14 protein-coding genes are annotated in these 17,211 nt (G+C 73.6%); 4 read left to right on the forward strand and 10 right to left on the reverse strand.

Annotated features, from left to right (window positions below; all coding sequences use genetic code 11):
* Positions 1-96 precede the first annotated feature (96 nt).
* Both V9U70_RS28480 and V9U70_RS28485 read left to right on the forward strand, forming a co-directional pair.
* Positions 97-669: a DUF6114 domain-containing protein gene (locus V9U70_RS28480; protein ID WP_336679894.1), complete on the forward strand. Its 573-nt coding sequence runs from the start codon at positions 97-99 to the stop codon at positions 667-669.
* Positions 659-2,059, forward strand: a complete 1,401-nt coding sequence (locus V9U70_RS28485) for a hypothetical protein (protein WP_336679896.1) — start codon at positions 659-661, stop codon at positions 2,057-2,059. The genes V9U70_RS28480 and V9U70_RS28485 overlap by 11 nt, the downstream gene beginning before the upstream one ends.
* 71 nt (positions 2,060-2,130) lie before the next feature.
* Here the strand turns inward: V9U70_RS28485 and pyk are convergent, their stop codons facing one another.
* The 3 genes from pyk to pta form a co-directional block, all read right to left on the reverse strand.
* Positions 2,131-3,558, reverse strand: coding sequence for a pyruvate kinase (gene pyk / locus V9U70_RS28490; RefSeq protein WP_336679897.1), 1,428 nt, complete (start codon positions 3,556-3,558; stop codon positions 2,131-2,133).
* A 74-nt stretch (positions 3,559-3,632) separates the two neighbouring features.
* Positions 3,633-4,904, reverse strand: a complete 1,272-nt coding sequence (locus V9U70_RS28495; protein WP_336680132.1) for an acetate kinase — start codon at positions 4,902-4,904, stop codon at positions 3,633-3,635.
* Positions 4,905-4,939: 35 nt separating this feature from the next.
* On the reverse strand, positions 4,940-7,021 hold the full coding sequence (gene pta, locus V9U70_RS28500) for a phosphate acetyltransferase (protein WP_336679899.1): 2,082 nt from the start codon (positions 7,019-7,021) through the stop codon (positions 4,940-4,942).
* A 341-nt stretch (positions 7,022-7,362) separates the two neighbouring features.
* Here pta and V9U70_RS28505 point away from each other — a divergent pair, with 341 nt between their 5' ends.
* The gene (locus V9U70_RS28505; RefSeq protein ID WP_336679901.1) at positions 7,363-8,388 is read left to right on the forward strand and encodes an ATP-dependent 6-phosphofructokinase; all 1,026 of its coding nucleotides are present in this window, start codon (positions 7,363-7,365) and stop codon (positions 8,386-8,388) included.
* 105 nt (positions 8,389-8,493) lie between these two features.
* On the opposite strand, the gene V9U70_RS28510 is transcribed toward V9U70_RS28505, so the two are convergent.
* The gene (locus V9U70_RS28510) at positions 8,494-9,510 is read right to left on the reverse strand and encodes a patatin-like phospholipase family protein (protein ID WP_336679902.1); all 1,017 of its coding nucleotides are present in this window, start codon (positions 9,508-9,510) and stop codon (positions 8,494-8,496) included.
* Between the two features lie 126 nt (positions 9,511-9,636).
* The gene (locus tag V9U70_RS28515) at positions 9,637-10,347 is read right to left on the reverse strand and encodes a ScbR family autoregulator-binding transcription factor (RefSeq protein ID WP_336679903.1); all 711 of its coding nucleotides are present in this window, start codon (positions 10,345-10,347) and stop codon (positions 9,637-9,639) included.
* Positions 10,348-10,909: 562 nt separating this feature from the next.
* Between V9U70_RS28515 and V9U70_RS28520 the strand changes: the two genes are divergently transcribed.
* The gene (locus tag V9U70_RS28520; protein WP_336679904.1) at positions 10,910-11,590 is read left to right on the forward strand and encodes an HAD family hydrolase; all 681 of its coding nucleotides are present in this window, start codon (positions 10,910-10,912) and stop codon (positions 11,588-11,590) included.
* 84 nt (positions 11,591-11,674) lie between these two features.
* Here the strand turns inward: V9U70_RS28520 and dhaL are convergent, their stop codons facing one another.
* The 5 genes from dhaL to V9U70_RS28545 all read right to left on the reverse strand — a co-directional run bounded on the left by dhaL (position 11,675) and on the right by V9U70_RS28545 (position 17,069).
* Positions 11,675-12,337, reverse strand: coding sequence for a dihydroxyacetone kinase subunit DhaL (dhaL, locus tag V9U70_RS28525; protein ID WP_336679906.1), 663 nt, complete (start codon positions 12,335-12,337; stop codon positions 11,675-11,677).
* Between the two features lie 118 nt (positions 12,338-12,455).
* Positions 12,456-13,454: a dihydroxyacetone kinase subunit DhaK gene (locus tag V9U70_RS28530; protein ID WP_336679908.1), complete on the reverse strand. Its 999-nt coding sequence runs from the start codon at positions 13,452-13,454 to the stop codon at positions 12,456-12,458.
* 388 nt (positions 13,455-13,842) lie between these two features.
* Positions 13,843-14,466 (reverse strand): helix-turn-helix domain-containing protein, encoded by a 624-nt coding sequence (locus tag V9U70_RS28535; RefSeq protein ID WP_336680133.1) that lies wholly within the window; start codon positions 14,464-14,466, stop codon positions 13,843-13,845.
* Positions 14,467-14,730: 264 nt separating this feature from the next.
* The gene (locus tag V9U70_RS28540) at positions 14,731-15,405 is read right to left on the reverse strand and encodes a response regulator (protein ID WP_336679910.1); all 675 of its coding nucleotides are present in this window, start codon (positions 15,403-15,405) and stop codon (positions 14,731-14,733) included.
* Positions 15,402-17,069: a sensor histidine kinase gene (locus V9U70_RS28545; protein ID WP_336679911.1), complete on the reverse strand. Its 1,668-nt coding sequence runs from the start codon at positions 17,067-17,069 to the stop codon at positions 15,402-15,404. The genes V9U70_RS28540 and V9U70_RS28545 overlap by 4 nt, the downstream gene beginning before the upstream one ends.
* Positions 17,070-17,211: the final 142 nt, after the last annotated feature.

Below are 17,211 nucleotides of genomic sequence, written 5' to 3' on the forward strand. Positions count from 1 at the left end.
GCACTCGTCCCGGGTGGCCGGCACGCTCCGCGCGGGTGGTCCGGCCACCCACCCTCCCCTTCTGACGGCAGTACCGGTTCCAGGGAGCTGTTTTCCATGAGCCCCGAGTCCACAGGGCAGAACGAGCACTACCTCACCGTCTTCCGGCGGGAATTTGGCGCCTGGCGGGGTAACCGGCCGTTCTGGGCGGGTCTGTTCACCATCATCGGCGGTCTGCCGATCGCCTACTTCCCGTACGCCAACCTCCAGCTCGGCAATATGACGCTGGCCATGTCCACGACGGCCGGCGCCGGCTCCCTGATCATCGGGGTGCTGCTGGTCACCCTGGGGCTGACGATGTGGTTCCACCACATCGTCCGGGTCTTCGCGGGCGTCGCGGCCATCCTGCTCGCCCTGGTCTCCATACCCGTCGCCAACATCGGCGGCTTCGTGATCGGCTTCCTCTTCGCCCTCGTCGGCGGAGCCCTGTCGATCTCCTGGGTCCCCGGAGAGCCGGAGGCGGCCGACGACCCGCTCGGCGCCCCCGCCCCGCAGCCCGCGCCGCCGGAGAAGGACCTGTCGTACGGGGAGCACCCCGACGCGCTGCACGGCGCGGCCCTCCCCCCGCAGCACAGCGCCGCGTTCGACGCGGCGGCCGCGGACGAACGAGGGAGCCGGCGTGCGGGGTGACGACGGGCGGCGGACGGACGCGTACGTCGGCGACGACCTCCGCGAGCGCAGGGGCCCCCGGCACGCGGCTCCCAGGAAGTCGTTGCTGACCAAGCTCAACCTCCCCAGCGGCAAGAAGGCGTTGGCGCTCGCCGCGATGCCGACCGCGGTCTTCGTGGGCATGGGGCTGACACCCCGGCTCGCCCTGGCCGACGACCACACCGACATCCCGTTCGCCCCGGGGCCGTGCGTCACCCGCTCCGACGAGCCGAGCCCGTCCCCGACGCCCGACGCCACCCCGTCGCCGTCGGCGACTGCGCAGGACGACGCGGCCGCGGACGAGAAGTCCGGCAAGGTCGACACGGAAGCGGGCGAGAAGCCCGGCCCGGGCGGGGCCACCGCCCCGGAGCCGTCCGCGAGCGCATCGCCGGCCGCCGACGGCCCGGCCGGGGCGGAGCCCCCTGCGAAGGGGGCCGACGCGACCGACGACGCCTCGGCGCGGTCCGCCGCCGCGGAGCCCACCGCGCCGTCGTCGCCCACCGCGTCGAGGAACCCGCTCGACCCGCTCGGACTCGGCGACGCCCTCAAGGACCTCTTCGACGGGCCGGACAGGGCAGAGGACGAGTCCCCCGGGAGCGCGAGCCCGTCCCCGAGCCCCACCCCCGCCGCCCCCGGCCCGGTCGAAGCGCCCACGGCAGCGGCTGAGGACACGGCGAACGAAGAGGACGGTCCGGCGAAGGACGGCCCCGGCCCGGCGGAGGGCTCTTCCGACCCGGCGGAGGACGCCTCGGAGGAGACCGCCGACGCCATCCGCGAGGCCGCCGCGCAGGCGGGCCAAGAGGTGACGGAGCTCGACGAGGACGTCAAGGGCCTCGACCCCAGGAAGGACGAGGACATCCCGGACGGCGCCAAGCCCCGGTTCCCCTGCCCCGAGCCGGACCCGGACGCGCTCGCCGCGGCCGACCTGGAGCCCGGCCTTCCGCTCCTCCCGGCCGACCCGTGGATTCTGGAGTCCTCGCTGCTCACCCTCAACGGCCTGGACTACCGGGGCATCGTCGAGGTGAAGAAGGCGGACGGCCGCGTCAAGAAGGTCCTGAAGTTCACCGCGAGCTCCATCGACATCAAGGACCTCCACCAGCTCACCACCGGCCCGGCTGGAACCACGGGCCATGTGAAGGGCCGGGCCGGCTCCACCTCGAAGATCCGCAACGGCACGGTGACGATGTACACGGAGGAGCTGAAGGGCAACCTCTTCGGTCTCATCCCGATCACGTTCAGCCCCGAGACCCCGCCGCCGCTGAACGTCCCCTTCGCCTTCTTCACCCAGGTGAGGGTGGTCCAGGCCGGCCAGTTCGGCGGCACGCTCACCATTCCCGGACTGCAGAACTACCTCGACGGCGGCGCCGGCTGACAGCCGCCCGGGAGCCGCACACGGCCGTGGGNCCGGGAGCGCGGCCCACGGCCGTGTGCTGGAGAAAGGGGTCAGCCCCGCTCACCGCCCAGGTGGTGGACCCGGACCATGTTGGTGGTGCCCGGGATGCCGGGGGGCGAACCGGCGGTGATGACCATCGTGTCGCCGTGGTTGTAGCGGTTGAGCTTCAGCAGCTCCGCGTCGACCAGCTCGACCATGGCGTCGGTGTTGTCGACGTGCGGGACGACGTGCGCCTCGACGCCCCAGCTCAGGGCGAGCTGGTTGCGGGTGGACTCGTCCGTGGTGAACGCCAGAATCGGCTGCGCCACGCGGTAGCGGGAGAGGCGGCGGGCGGTGTCGCCGGACTTGGTGAAGGCGACCAGGGCCTTGCCGTTCAGGAAGTCCGCGATCTCACAGGCCGCACGGGCCACCGAACCGCCCTGCGTACGGGGCTTCTTGCCGGGGACCAGCGGCTGGAGGCCCTTGGACAGCAGCTCCTCCTCCGCGGCGACGACGATCTTCGACATGGTCTTGACCGTCTCGATCGGGTACGCGCCCACCGACGACTCCGCCGACAGCATGACCGCGTCCGCGCCGTCCAGGATCGCGTTCGCGACGTCGGACGCCTCTGCGCGCGTCGGCCGCGAGTTGGTGATCATCGACTCCATCATCTGGGTCGCCACGATCACCGGCTTGGCGTTGCGCCGGCACAGCTCCACCAGGCGCTTCTGCACCATCGGGACCTTCTCCAGCGGGTATTCGACGGCCAGGTCGCCACGGGCGACCATCACACCGTCGAACGCCATGACGACGCCCTCCATGTGCTCGACCGCCTGCGGCTTCTCCACCTTGGCGATGACGGGGACCCGGCGGCCCTCCTCGTCCATCACCTTGTGCACGTCCTTGACGTCCTCCGCGTCCCGGACGAAGGAGAGGGCGACCAGGTCGCAGCCCATCCGCAGGGCGAAGCGGAGGTCCTCGACGTCCTTCCCGGACAGGGCCGGGACGTTCACCGCCGCACCGGGCAGGTTGATGCCCTTGTGGTCGGAGATGACACCGCCCTCGATGACGATCGTCTTGACCCGGGGACCCTCGACCTCGACGACCTTCAGCTCGACGTTGCCGTCGTTGATCAGGATCGGGTCGCCCTTGGCGACGTCGCCGGGCAGCCCCTTGTAGGTCGTGCCGCAGATCGACTTGTCGCCGGGGACGTCTTCGGAGGTGATGGTGAACTCGTCCCCGCGGACCAGCTCGACCGGGCCCTCGGCGAACTTGGCCAGCCGGATCTTCGGGCCCTGGAGGTCGGCGAGCACGCCCACCGCGCGGCCGGTCTCGGCGGCCGCCTTGCGGACGCGGTCGTAACGGCCCTGGTGTTCCTCGTGGGAGCCGTGACTGAAGTTGAACCGGGCCACGCTCATGCCGGCCTCGATCAGAGCGACGAGCTGCTCGTGGGAGTCGACGGCGGGACCGAGTGTGCAGACGATTTTGGAACGGCGCATACGGCGAATCCTATCGGTTTGTTTCGCTACGGAATATTCCGCCTGGTGGAAGATACAAAGGGGCGTGGGGGTGCTCAGTTGTCACCCTGTGCGGGGACCGGCCCGGCCTGCCCGGCTCCCGGTCCGCCGACCGGTCCGGACCGCCCGACCAGGGCGAAGGTCTGGTCGGCGATCTCCAGCTCCTCGTCCGTCGGCACCACGGCCACCGCCACCCGGGCGTAGTCCGGCGAGATCAGCCGCGGCTCACCGGACCGCCGGGCGTTGAGGCCGGCGTCGACCGCCATGCCGAGCTCCTCCAGCCCCGCGATGGCAGCCTCCCGCACCGGGGCCGCGTTCTCACCGACCCCCGCCGTGAACACCACCGCGTCCACCCGGCCGAGCACCGCCGTGTAGGCGCCGATGTACTTCTTCAGCCGGTGGACGTAGACGTCGAAGGCCAGCGAGGCCCGCTCGTCACCCGCGTCGACCCGGCGGCGGATCTCCCGCATGTCGTTGTCGCCGCACAGGCCGACCAGCCCGCTCTTCTTGTTCAGCAGGACGTCGATGTCGTCCGTCGACATCCCGGCCACCCGCTTGAGGTGGAAGGTCACCGCCGGATCGACGTCTCCGGAACGCGTACCCATCACGAGCCCCTCCAAGGGGGTCAGCCCCATGGAGGTCTCCACGCAGCGCCCGCCCGCCACGGCCGAGGCGGACGCGCCGTTGCCCAGGTGCAGCACGATCACGTTCACCTCCTCCGGGGCCCGGCCCAGCAGCTCGGCCGTCTTCCGCGACACGTACGCGTGCGAGGTGCCGTGGAAGCCGTAGCGGCGGATGCGGTGCGCGTCGGCGGTCTCCACGTCGATCGCGTACCGCGCGGCCGCCTCCGGCATCGTCGTGTGGAACGCCGTGTCGAAGACCGCCACCTGCGGCAGCTCGGGGCGCAGCGCCTGGGCCGTCCGGATGCCCGTGATGTTCGCCGGGTTGTGCAGCGGGGCGACCGGCACCAGCCGCTCGATCTCCGTCAGCACCTCGTCGGTGATCACGGTCGGTGCGGTGAACCGCAGCCCGCCGTGCACCACCCGGTGCCCGATCGCGGCGAGTTCGGGCGAGTCCAGTCCGAGGCCGTCCGCGGCCAGCTCCTCGGCCGCCGCCTCCAGGGCCGCCGCGTGGTCCGCGATCCGGCCCGTGCGCTCGCGCGGCTCCGCGCCGCCGCCGGCCAGCGGGGTGTGGACCAGGCGGGAGGTCTCCTCGCCGATCCGCTCGACCAGCCCCGAAGCGAGCCGGGACCGGTCGCGCATGTCCAGGAGCTGGTACTTCACCGAGGAGGAGCCGGAGTTGAGGACGAGTACGCGGTGCGCTTCCACGGGGGCCGTGCCTTCGTTGTCGGGAACAGTGCCGGTCATGCGGGGCGCTCCTCGTCCTGGGCCTGGATCGCCGTGATGGCCACGGTGTTGACGATGTCCTGGACGAGCGCGCCGCGCGAGAGGTCGTTGACGGGTTTGCGCAGCCCCTGGAGCACCGGGCCCACGGCCACCGCGCCCGCCGAGCGCTGCACGGCCTTGTAGGTGTTGTTGCCGGTGTTCAGGTCCGGGAAGATCAGCACGGTCGCCTGGCCCGCCACCTGGGAGCCCGGCAGCTTCGTCGCCGCGACGGACGGTTCGACCGCCGCGTCGTACTGGATCGGCCCCTCCACCCGCAGCTCCGGCCGCGCGGCCCGGACCCGCTCGGTCGCCTCCCGCACCTTGTCGACGTCCGCGCCGGAGCCGGAGGTGCCGGTGGAGTACGACAGCATCGCGACGCGCGGGTCCACGCCGAACCGGGCCGCGGTCACCGCCGACTGCACCGCGATGTCCGCGAGCTGTTCGGCGTCCGGGTCCGGGTTGACCGCGCAGTCGCCGTAGACGAGCACCTTGTCGGCCAGGCACATGAAGAAGACGGACGACACGATGGAGGCGTCCGGCCGCGTCTTGATGATCTCGAAAGCCGGGCGGATCGTCGCCGCCGTGGAGTGCACGGAACCGGACACCATCCCGTCGGCCAGCCCCTCCCGCACCATCAGCGTGCCGAAGTAGTTGACGTCCGCCACCACGTCGTACGCCAGCTCCACCGTCACCCCACGGTGCGCGCGCAGCTCGGCGTACCGCTCGGCGAAGGTCTGCCGCAGCTCGGAGGTCTGCGGGTCGATCAGCTGGGTGTCCGCGAGGTCGATGCCCAGGTCGGCGGCCTTCTTGCGGATGGTGTCCTCCGGGCCGAGGAGGGTGAGGTCGCAGACGTCCCGGCGCAGCAGCACGTCGGCGGCGCGCAGCACCCGTTCCTCCGTGCCCTCGGGCAGCACCACGCGCCGTCGGTCGGCGCGCGCCTGCTCCAGCAGCTCGTGCTCGAACATCATCGGCGTGACCCGCCCGCTGCGGGCCACCGAGATCCGCTCCAGCAACGCCCCGGTGTCCACATGGCGTTCGAACAGGCCGAGGGCGGTCTCCGCCTTGCGGGGCGTCGCCGCGTTCAGCTTGCCCTCCAGGGAGAAGAGCTCCGCCGCGGTCGGGAAGGAGCCGCCGGCCACAGAGACGACCGGGGTTCCCGGCGCGAGCCGCGCGGCCAGCGTGAGTATCTCCTCGCCGGGGCGCTCGTCCAGCGTCAGCAGGACGCCCGCGATGGGCGGGGTGCCCGCGCTGTGCGCGGCCAGCGAGCCCACCACCAGGTCGGAGCGGTCGCCGGGCGTCACGACCAGGCAGCCGGGCGTCAGCGCGTTCAGCAGGTTCGGCAGCATCGCCCCGCCGAACACGAAGTCCAGCGCGTCGCGTGCGAGGCCGGAGTCGTCGCCGAGCAGCACCGTGCCGCCCAGCGCGGCGGTGATCTGCGCGACCGTGGGCGCCGAGAGCGCCGGGTCGTCCGGCAGCACGGAGACGGGGACGGGCAGCCGGGCGGCGAGCCGCTCCGCGATCACCTCGCGGTCCTCGGACGCCACCCGGTTCACCACCATGGCCAGCACGTCGCAGCCGAGCCCCGCGTAGGCGCGGTACGCGTTGCGGGTCTCGGCCCGCACGGACTGGGCGGGCTGTCCCTTGCCGCCGACCACCGCGATCACCGAGGCCCCGAACTCGTTGGCCAGCCGGGCGTTCAGCGCCAGCTCGTCGGGGAGCTGGGTGGCGGCGAAGTCGCTGCCGAGGACGAGCACCACCTCGTAGTCCCTGGCCACCTCGTGGAACCGTTCGACGAGGAGGGAGACCAGGGCGTCGGTCCCCTGCTCGGCCTGGACGGCGGAGGCCTCGTGGTAGTCCAGGCCGTAGACGGAGGCGGGGCTCTGGGAGAGGCGGTAGCGGGCTCGCAGCAGCTCGTAGAGCCGGTCCGGCCCGTCGTGGACGAGGGGGCGGAAGACCCCCACCCGGTCCACCTGACGCGTCAGTAGCTCCATGACTCCCAGCTCGACGACCTGGCGGCCGTCCCCCCGGTCGATCCCGGTCACGTACACGCTGCGCGCCACGCGTGCTCTCCCGTCGTTGTGTCGGTGCCGCGACCCGCGGGTCGCCCGGACGAGCGGTGAGGTCCCCGTGCTGTCCCGGTCTTCCGCGGGGTGCGGCATTGGCCTGCATCGGCTCTTGACGATACCCGCGAGGGCCGCTAGGCCGCCCGCCGGAGCCGTCGGCAGGGGCGTGCCGGGCGGCCCCCGGCGGGCGCGGTCCGCCCGGCCCCGTCGGCGCCCCGGCCCGGCCGAGAGCGCGGGGCCCGTGCCGGGCGTGGGACAATCGTGCTGGCTCAGGGCACGGGGGACGCTTCGGACGGACCCCGTACAGCGCGGCACTAGCGAGCAGGAGACACACCACGATGCGCATCGGAATTCTCACCGCGGGCGGCGACTGTCCCGGTCTGAACGCAGTGATCCGGTCGGTCGTCCACCGGGCCGTCGTGGGGCACGGGGACGAGGTCATCGGTTTCGAGGACGGCTTCAAGGGACTTCTGGACGGCCACTTCCGCCCCCTCGACCTCAACGCGGTCAGCGGCATCCTCGCCCGGGGCGGCACCATCCTCGGCTCGGCCCGCCTGGAGCGCGACCGGCTGCGCGAGGCCGCGGAGAACTGCGAGGAGCTGTCCCGCCGCTACGGCATCGACGCGCTCATCCCGATCGGCGGAGAGGGCACGCTCACCGCGGCCCGGATGCTCTCCGACGCGGGGATGCCGGTCGTCGGCGTGCCGAAGACCATCGACAACGACATCTCCGCCACCGACCGGACCTTCGGTTTCGACACGGCGGTGGGCGTGGCCACCGAGGCCATAGACCGTCTCAAGACCACCGCCGAGTCCCACCAGCGGGTGATGGTCGTCGAGGTGATGGGGCGGCACGCGGGCTGGATCGCGCTGGAGTCCGGGATGGCGGGCGGCGCCCACGGCATCTGCCTGCCCGAGCGCCCCTTCCAGGTCGACGACCTGGTCACGATGGTCGAGGAGCGCTTCGCGCGCGGCAAGAAGTTCGCCGTCGTCTGCGTCGCGGAGGGCGCTCACCCGGCCGAGGGCTCCATGCCGTACGCCAAGGGGGCGATAGACCAGTACGGTCACGAGCGCTTCCAGGGCATCGGCAACCGCCTCGCCGTCGAGCTGGAGACCCGGCTCGGCAAGGAGGCCCGACCGGTCATTCTCGGCCACGTCCAGCGCGGCGGCACGCCGACCGCCTACGACCGGGTCCTCGCGACCCGCTTCGGCTGGAACGCGGTGGAGGCCGTGCACCGCGGGGACTTCGGCCGGATGACCGCCCTGCGCGGCAACGACATCGTCATGGTGCCGCTCGCCGACGCCATCACCCGTCTCAAGACGGTCCCCGCCGACCGGATGTACGAGGCCGAGTCGGTCTTCTGACGCCCGGCCGGCGCCGGCCCGTGCCCGCGCACGGCCGTCCGCCGCGCGAGGTCCGCACGGGAGGGGGACGGGGACGCCGCCCGCCCGTCCCTTCCGCGGCCTCCGTCACCCCAGCAGCCGCCGCACGGCCTCGCGGCCCGCTTCGAGAGCCGCTTCGAGCGTTCTGCCGTCACGGGTGAGGCGGCCGACCCGGGGGGAGTCCGGAGACGGGCGGACGGACAGGACGGCGGGCTGTGCCGACGGGGCGGCGCCCGGCCGGGCGTCCCGGACGGGCAGCCCCGACCGGTCGTAGGCGGTGAGGAGGGCGTCGTCCTCCAGCAGCCGGCTGTCCCGGGCCAGGAATGCCTCGTGGAGGGCCTTGGGGTAGCCGCGCAGGGCCGTCGCGGCGACGAACCGGGCCCCGTGGGACGGCCGTCGGCCTGCCCGGGGCCCGGGGGGAGAGGGGCGGACCGCCGGGCGGGAACGCAGCACGAGCACATGGGTCGCTCCCTGGGCCAGGGCGGTGCGGTAGGGGATCGACTCGGCGAGGCCGGCGTCGTAGAAGACGCGGCCGCCCAGTTCGACGGGCGGGCCCGCCAGGAAGGGCAGCGCAGCGCTGGCGCGCAGGGCGAGCCGCAGTTCGACCGGACCGGTGAGGTACGGGCGCAGGTCGGTGGACGCGCCGGTGTGCGCGTCGGTGGCGAGCGGGTGGTAGGTCACCGGGTTGGCCAGGACGGAGTCGAAGTCCATGGGCGCCACCTCGCAGTAGAGGTGCTCGACCAGATGCCGCACATCGACCACGGGGCGACCGCGCCAGACGTTGACGGGCCGGATCATCGCCCGCGCGTACATCGGCTCTGCCCACCCCGCCAGGTTCTCCGGGGCGCTGCTGAGCAGCCAGGCGCCCGTGATCGCCCCCGCCGAAGCGCCGTAGACGGCGTCGAAGGCATCGGTCGCGCCCGCTTCGTGCAGGGCGAGGGCCATGCCCGCGGAGACGGTTCCGCGCATTCCGCCGCCCTCGACGACCAGGGCCACGCGCAGCCCGTCGTGGCGCCGCCCGGGTCTGCTGCCGTCGCGTGAGCGGTCCGCGATGACACGCAGCACGTCGTGCCGGTCCTCTGCGGTGGAGCCCTCCCGGAGCATGCGCCCTCTCCCTGCTCTCGCTCGTGTGCGCCCCGCCGCCCCGCGGCCCCGGTCGGCACGTCGGGCGCCCGTGCGCCACCGTTCCCGGCGCGGGCCCTCCCGGGCTGCTGGACGAACGTGCGAACACTACCGGACCCGCTCGGCCTTGCCCGGGAGACTCCGAGCCGCCTCGCGCCGGTCCTCCCGCGCCGGCGCCGACGCCGTGTCACCCCCGTGGGCCCGGGCCCGGGCCCGGGCGAGCAGGGCGCCGGCGTCCGGGTCCGCCTGGAGGGAGCGCAGGACCAGCAGCCACCATTCGTCCAGCCGTGCGCCCCAGTCGCGACGGCCCGGCATCTCGTCGGTCAGGGTGCACAGGCCGAAGAAGGCGCCCACCAGGCTCACGGCCGCGGCCGACGGGACCACCCCCACGGCGAGTTCGCCTCGCGTCCTGGCCTGGGCGAGCAGCCGGGTGACGGCCAGCGCCCAGGCGCCGAACGGCGTGGGCACGACGGCGGCGATGGCCCGGCGCTCCGACCACAGCCGTGCGCCCGCGCGCGCCACCACGTCCTCACTCAGGGCGCGGGCGACCCCGAAGCTGAGGGCGACGAGCTTCTCCAGCGGGGGGACGCCGGGTGCGGCGTAGGGGGCGACGAGCTGCGGCCAGGTGGCGAACTGCTCGCTGACCACGGCGAGGGCCAGCCGCTCCTTGCTGGAGTAATGGAAGTAAATGGCTCCACTGGTCTTGCCCGAGTGGTCACTTATGTCATTGATGCTCGTTCCCGTATAACCCCGTTCGACAAATAGATGTGCGGCTGACTCCAGAAGGATTCTGCGGGTGGTGCGTGCCCGGTCCTGCACGTCAGTTCTCCTTTCGTTCGCATGCGTCAATATTGCTGGAAAAGCTCAGGGGTGAACGTGAGCTAGGCGCGGCGGCATGGCGCGAAGATCCTATTATTCTTCGGCCATACGCGTGGACGAGGGGCAGGGAATCGCCTCTTTTTCTGCGGGGCGGAAACGTTTTACCTGGGGCGCAAAGCGCGGTCGGTATTCCTGTGGGTGAGCAGCGGTCCCGCCGCTCACCAGGCATCTTGCGGGTGCTGGAGGAATCGCGCCCCGTTTCGGCTCGCGACGGGTCGCGCCCAGGTGTCGTCCGCCGCTCCTTTCGCGTGCACTCGAATTGGTGATTGCGGAAAACGGGAGTCCGGAATTAACGTAATGACCACGATGTTTCTGGCTCGGCCGGAAGTGACCGTCCGGGCCCGTCACGGCGCTCACGCGGTGCGACCGGTCACGTCCGGCGTGCTCGCGGCAGCCCGTGCGGCATCGCTCGTTCCCGCCCGTCTCCGTGGGTGGGCCACCCCCGCCCCGGTCCGTCCGCGCCCCGCACCGCTCGGCGCGGTCTTTCGAGAACGGCAGCTATATGACAGCTCATCGCATTTTCGCGTGGTCCCCCTCCGCCATCGTCTTCGACTGCGACGGCACCCTGATGGACACGGAACGGCACTGGCAGGAGGCCAGGACCATCACGTTCCAGGCGTTCGGCCTCAAACCCCCGCCCGGCTTCGCCGACCGCGCCAAGGGGGTGCACTACACCGACTGCGGCGCGCTCATGGCCGAGGAGACCGGAAAGCCCGACCTGGTGGAAGAGCTGACGGACAAACTCCTCCACACCTTCACTGCGCTGGTCGACGAGGACCCCGTGACCATGCCGGGGGCGGCCGCGCTGGTCCGGATGGCCGCCCGCCACCGCCCGCTCGCGGTGGCGAGCAACTGCCCGCGGGAGATGGTCGAGGCATGCCTCGACCGGGCCGGTCTGCTGGGCTGCTTCGGCCATGTCGTGGTGGCCGGCGACGGCGTACGGCCCAAGCCGGAGCCCGACGTCTACAGCGTCGCCGCGCGGCTCTGCGGCGTACCGCCGAAGGAGGCGCTGGCCGTGGAGGACTCGCTCACCGGCATGGAGTCGGCCCGAAGGGCCGGCCTCCGCGTCATCGGTCTCGGACCACGCCCGCCGGGCCCGGAGGCGGACCGGGCGGACCTGTGGGTCGCCGCCCTGACGGACCGGGAGCTGATGGCATGGGCCCGTAGCCGGATCGGCCCGTAGGCCGGCTCGGCCCGGGTGCGCGCGCCACCCGGCCCGGTGGGCGGGGGCCACCCGTCCGAGGCGCCTCCCGGGCGCGGACGGCGGTCAGCCGGCGGTCAGTTCGGGCCCCAGCGTGTGCACCGTCCCGGCCGAGGAGGCGAAGAAGAGGGCGATGCCGACGGCTCCGGGGTCCGGTACGCCCGTCGCCCGCTCGCCCAGATAGCTGGCACGGCCCATGCGGGCGGAGAGGGAAGCCGTCTCCCGCACCCCCAGCCAGGCGCCGTCCGCCGCAGAGGCCAGTGCCTCGGCGGGCGGCGCGCCGCCCGCCGCACGCAGCGCCTCCGCCGCCGGCGCCAGCGCGTCCACCAGGGTCTTGTCCCCGGGCGCGGCGTCCCCCACCCGGCGGATGGCGGCCAGACCCTCGGCGGCGCCCTCGGCGAGCGCGCCGGTCCTCAGCCCCGGGCCCGGACCGGCGGCCCTGCTCAAGGCCTGGAACAGCAGGCCGAACAGAGGGCCGCTGGTCCCCCCTATCTCGTCGAGGAAGGCGGAGGCCAGGGCGCCCAAGGCCCCGGCCGGACCCGATCGTCCCTCCTCGGTGTCCAACAGCCGCCGCGCGGCCCGGACACCGGCGGCGAGATTGGTCCCGAAGTCACCGTCCCCCGCCTGCTGGTCGAGGGCGGTCAGCTCGGCCTGGGTGGCGTACACCGACTCGGCGAAGCGGTCCAGCCACTCGCGGGTCTGCGTGCCGTCGATCGCGGCGCTCGTCATGATGCCGTCCTCCTCCTCGTATCGCGGACTGCCGGGAACTCGCGGGCGGCCCGGGCCCGGCAGGGCCGGCCCGTCCCGGCGGTGCACCCGGTGCGTCCGGCCGGGCGGACCCGGCCGGTCACCACCGCAGGGTGGGGGTGCGCACCGGAGCATCGTAGAAACGGAGTACGGCCGGGTCGGCGACCATCAGGGTCAGGGAGAAGCCCCGCATGTCGAGGGCCGTGACGTAGTCGCCGACCAGATGCCGGGCGAGCCTCACCCGCCGGGAGTCGAGGAACCGCCCCAGTTCGCCGAAGATGCCGTACAACTCCAGCGCGGTGACCGAGCCCAGGCCGTTGACCAGGGCGACGACAGGGTCGTCCGGGCCGGGGCCCAGTGCGTCCAGCAGCGAGCCCGCCATCTCCTCCACCAGGCCTGCGACGTCCGTCTGGTCGCGGGTGCGCTCGGCGCGTTCGCCGTGGATGCCGACGCCGTACTCCAGGACGCCGGGCGGCAGCGTGAAGGCCGGCTCGCCGTCGGCCGGCGCGTGGTGGGCGGCGGAGGCCACCGCGAGCGTGCGGCACCGGGCGGTCAGCGCGGTGCCGAGATCCGCCAGCTCCGCCAGTCCCATCCCGGTGTCCGCTGCCCCGCCCAGAACCTTCTCCACCAGCACCGTGGCGCCCGTGCCCCGGCGTCCGGCGGCGATCTGGGCGGAGTCGGAGGCGAGGTCGTCGTCGATGAGGACCCTTGCGCAGGGGACTCCCGCGTCCGCGAGCCGCTCGGCGGCGATACCGAAGTTGATGCGGTCGCCCGTGTAGTTCTTCACGATGTGCAGTACGCCCCCGGGCCCGGCGACAGCGCGGGAGGCGCGGAAGATCTGCCGGTTGTGCGGGGAGGCGAACACCCTGCCCGGACAGGCCGCGTCGAGCATGCCCGCCCCCACGTACCCGGCGTGCAGGGGCTCGTGGCCGGAGCCGCCGCCCGACAGCAGCCCCACCCGCCGGGCCGGAGCCGGATGCCGGGCGGTGACGTAGCCCTCCACGGGGTCGTAGGCCACGAGATCCGCGTGGGCGCGGGCGAAACCGGACAGGGCGTCGGAAACGAGCTCACCGGCGCCGTTCTCGAAATACCTCACCATGCTCGGCACCCTTTCCGTCCCCGGCCGCCAGGCCGGACAGTCGCCCCGGACGTGAGCTCCATGGTGCGGGTGACGCAGCGCGCACGGCAACCCGCGCCGCGTATCGACCCGGTTGCGAAACGGCCGCCCGGCCGGGGAACGCCCGTCCCCCGCGCTCGGCGCCGGGGGCCGCCTCTGTGCCGGGCCCATGGCGGCGGACGCGCTTTCCCACGGGCCGGGGGCGGTGCCAGGACGGCCGGACCCGCGGCCAGGGGCCGTTGGAGTGACAGCGCCCCGGTGCGCCGCGTGCACGGCCCCCGCCGCCCCGCGGAGCGCCCCGGCCGGGGCGGCGGGGACGGGCCCGCCCACGGGCCCGCGCCGTACTCCGGCCGACCCGGCCGGCAGCGCCTCACATCCCGGCGGTCCGCCAGAAGTGTTCCACCACCCGGGCGAGGAACGCCCGCCCCGCGTCGCCCGTGGAGCCGGGGCGTTCCCGGCCGGTGCTGCTCCAGCTCAGCGTGGAGACCATCAGGGCCTGGTATTCGCCGTGCAGTTGTTCCAGCACCTTCTGGACCAGCCCCCGGTCCAGCGGGACGATCTTGGACACCGGCCGGACGTAGGCCTGCCAGCGTGTGGAGACCGCGCTGCTCAGCAGAGCCGCCAGCTCCTCGTCGCGGCCCGTCGCCGTGAGAAACTGCGCCGCCGACAGACCCAGCGTCCGGCACAGCGCGGCGGACTGGCGCTCGTTGCCCCGCCAGCGGCCCGACTCCTCCATCCGCAGATAGGCGGCCCCGGTCATCCCCAGGTGCCGGGCCAGGTCGTCCACCGTCAGATCACGGGCCATCCGGTGCTCGCGCAGGGTGGTGGCGGCCGCCAGCAGCTCGCCGGGGGCGCACCACAGGACACCGGCGAGGGCGGTCAGTTCACGTTCCCCCGGGGCTGTGACGCCACGCTCCCAGGCGACGATGGTCTCCGCGCTGATCCGGAGGCCGTACTGGGCGGCGAGCCCGTAGGCGACATGTCCGGGGGCCATCCCCAGAGCCTCGCGGAGTCGGCGGGCGGCAGGGGCGTTGAACGGCGGGGAGGAGTGCACGGGGCCCACCGTAGGAGCCAGGCTTCTCCCTGGCTACGGTACGTTCCCCCCGGAACACTCTTCGTGCGAACCTCCTACGGAGAACCGGGCGGGCGGTCCGGTAAACCCGCCCCACCAGCGCTTTCCCCGGCACCCGGGAAACGGTCCCCTCAGGGCCGCCGGGCCGGGCGGCAAACGCTTGCCGTCCGCCCCGTGCCAGCGTGCTCAGCGGCCCGTCGCCAGCCAGCGGTAGTGCAGCTCCGGTCGGCCGACCTGTCCGTAGTGCGGACGCCGCGCGGCGCTGCCCACGCTCACCAGATGCTCCAGATACCGCCGCGCCGTGATCCGCGAGATCCCCAGCTCCTCCCCGGCGGCCGCCGCCGTCACCCCGTCCGGCGACCGCCGCAGCACCCCGGTCACCGCCTCCAGGGTGGGACCGCCGATCCCCTTGGGCAGAGCGGCCGGATGCGCGACCCGCAACGCGCCCAGCGCCCGGTCCACCTCCTCCTGGCCGCTCGCCTCCCCGGCGGCCGCCCGGAACTCGGCGTAGCGCACCAGCCGGTCTCGCAGCGTGGGGTACGTGAACGGCTTCAGGACGTACTGCACCACGCCGAGGGACACCCCTTCCCGCACCACCGCGAGATCCCGCGCAGAGGTCACCGCGATCACGTCCGCCCCGTGCCCGCCGGCCCGCAGCGACCGCAGCAGTCCGAGCCCGTGCCCGTCGGGCAGATAGAGGTCGAGCAGCAGCAGGTCCACCGGGGCCCGCTCCAGCGCCCGCACCGCCTGCCCGCGGGTGTGCGCCACCGCGGTCACCGTGAAGCCCTCCACCCGTTCCACGTACATCCGGTGCGCGGCGGCGGCCACCGGGTCGTCCTCCACCACCAGCACCCGGATCACGCCGTCACCCCAGCGGCCGCGGCACGGGGGGCGAGCGGCAGCCGCACGGTGAACCGAGCGCCGCCCTCCGGCCCCGCGTCCAGCTCCACCGTGCCCCCGTTGCGGTGCGCCGCCTGCCGGACCAGGGCGAGCCCCAGGCCCCGGCCCGCCCCGTGCGTCGACCAGCCGCGCCGGAACACCTCGTCCGCCGCCTGCGGCCCGATGCCCGCCCCGGTGTCCGCGACGCGCAGCAGCAGCTCCCGGTCGTCGGCGAGCGCGGTCACCGTGACGCGGGCCCGCCCCGCCGCGCCCCCGGCCGCCCGCGGCGGGGGCACGAAGCCCGCGCCGTCCGCGTTCTCGGAGGCCGCCTCCACCGCGTTGTCGATGAGGTTGCCCAGGATCGTCACCAGGTCGCGCCGGCCCGGTGACGCGGGCAGCGCCCCGTCGTCGATCAGGCTGTCCTCCGCGAGGACCAGTTCCACGCCGCGCTCGTTCGCCTGTGCCGCCTTGCCCAGCAGCAGCGCCGCCAGCACCGGTTCCTCGACCGCGCCCACCACCCGGTCGGTCAGCGCCTGGGCCAGCTCCAGCTCCGCCGTGGCGAAGCCCACCGCCTCCTCGGCCCGGCCCAGCTCGATCAGCGAGACCACGGTGTGCAGCCGGTTCGCCGCCTCATGGGCCTGCGAGCGCAGCGCCTGCGTGAAGCCGCGCTCGGAGTCCAGCTCGCCGGAGAGCGCCTGGAGCTCCGTGTGGTCCCGCAGGGTCACCACCGTGCCGCGCCGCTCGCCGCCCACCACCGGGCGGGTGTTGACCACGATCACCCGCTCCGCCGTCAGATGCAGCTCGTCCACCCGCGCCTCCGAGGCCAGCAGCGCCCCGGTCAGGGGCGCGGGCAGGGCCAGTTCGTCGACCGCCCGGCCGACGGCCTCCGTCTCCGGCTCCAGGCCCAGCAGCTCCCGCCCCGCGTCGTTGATCAGCGCGACCCGCCGACGCCCGTCCAGCATCAACAGCCCTTCGCGCACGGCGTGCAGGGTCGCCTGGTGGTAGTCGTGCAGCCGGCTCAGCTCGGCGGCGTTCATGCCGTGGGTGTGCCGCCGCAGCCGGGCGTTGATCACGTAGGTGCCCGCCCCGCCGAGCGCCAGCGCCCCGCCCGCCGCGAGCGCGAGGGCGCCCAACTGCTCCCGCACCTGCGAGGAGACGCGGTCCACGGTGATGCCCGCGCTGACCAGGCCGACGATCCGGCCGCCGTCGCGGACCGGGGTCACCACCCGTATCGAGGGTCCCAGCGTGCCGGTGTAGGTCTCGGTGAAGGTCCGGCCGCGCAGCGCCTCCCGCGTGTGGCCGAGGAACGTCTCGCCGATCAGCGCCGGGTCCGGGTGCGTCCAGCGCACCCGTCGCGGGTCCATGATCGTGACGAACGCGATCCGGGTGTCCGCGCGCACCCGTTCCGCGTACGGCTGGAGCACGGCCGACGGGTCCGGGGTGCGGATGGCCTCCCGCACGGAGGGGGACCCGGCCACCGCGACGGCCGCCGCCCGCACCTGGCGTTCGGCCGTCTCCTCTGCCTGCGCGCTGCCCGAGACGTACGCGAAGACGGCGCAGCCGGCCACCACGGCGGCGATGAGCACGACCTGCATGGCGAAGAGCTGGCCCGCGAGGCTGCGCGGACGGGTACGGGGGAGGCGCATGCCCCTCAGTCTGCCTGGCCCCGCCCTGCTCTCCCGGCGCGCCGGAAGGCGTCCGTGAACGATATGAACGCAAGGGTGACCGGGGTCACAGCGCGGTGGATAGTCACCGGAGCCCCCAGGGACGGGGGCGCAGCCGTGACCG

It is taken from the genome of Streptomyces pratensis (assembly GCF_037137275.1).
Classification (GTDB): Bacteria; Actinomycetota; Actinomycetes; order Streptomycetales; family Streptomycetaceae; genus Streptomyces; species Streptomyces pratensis_B.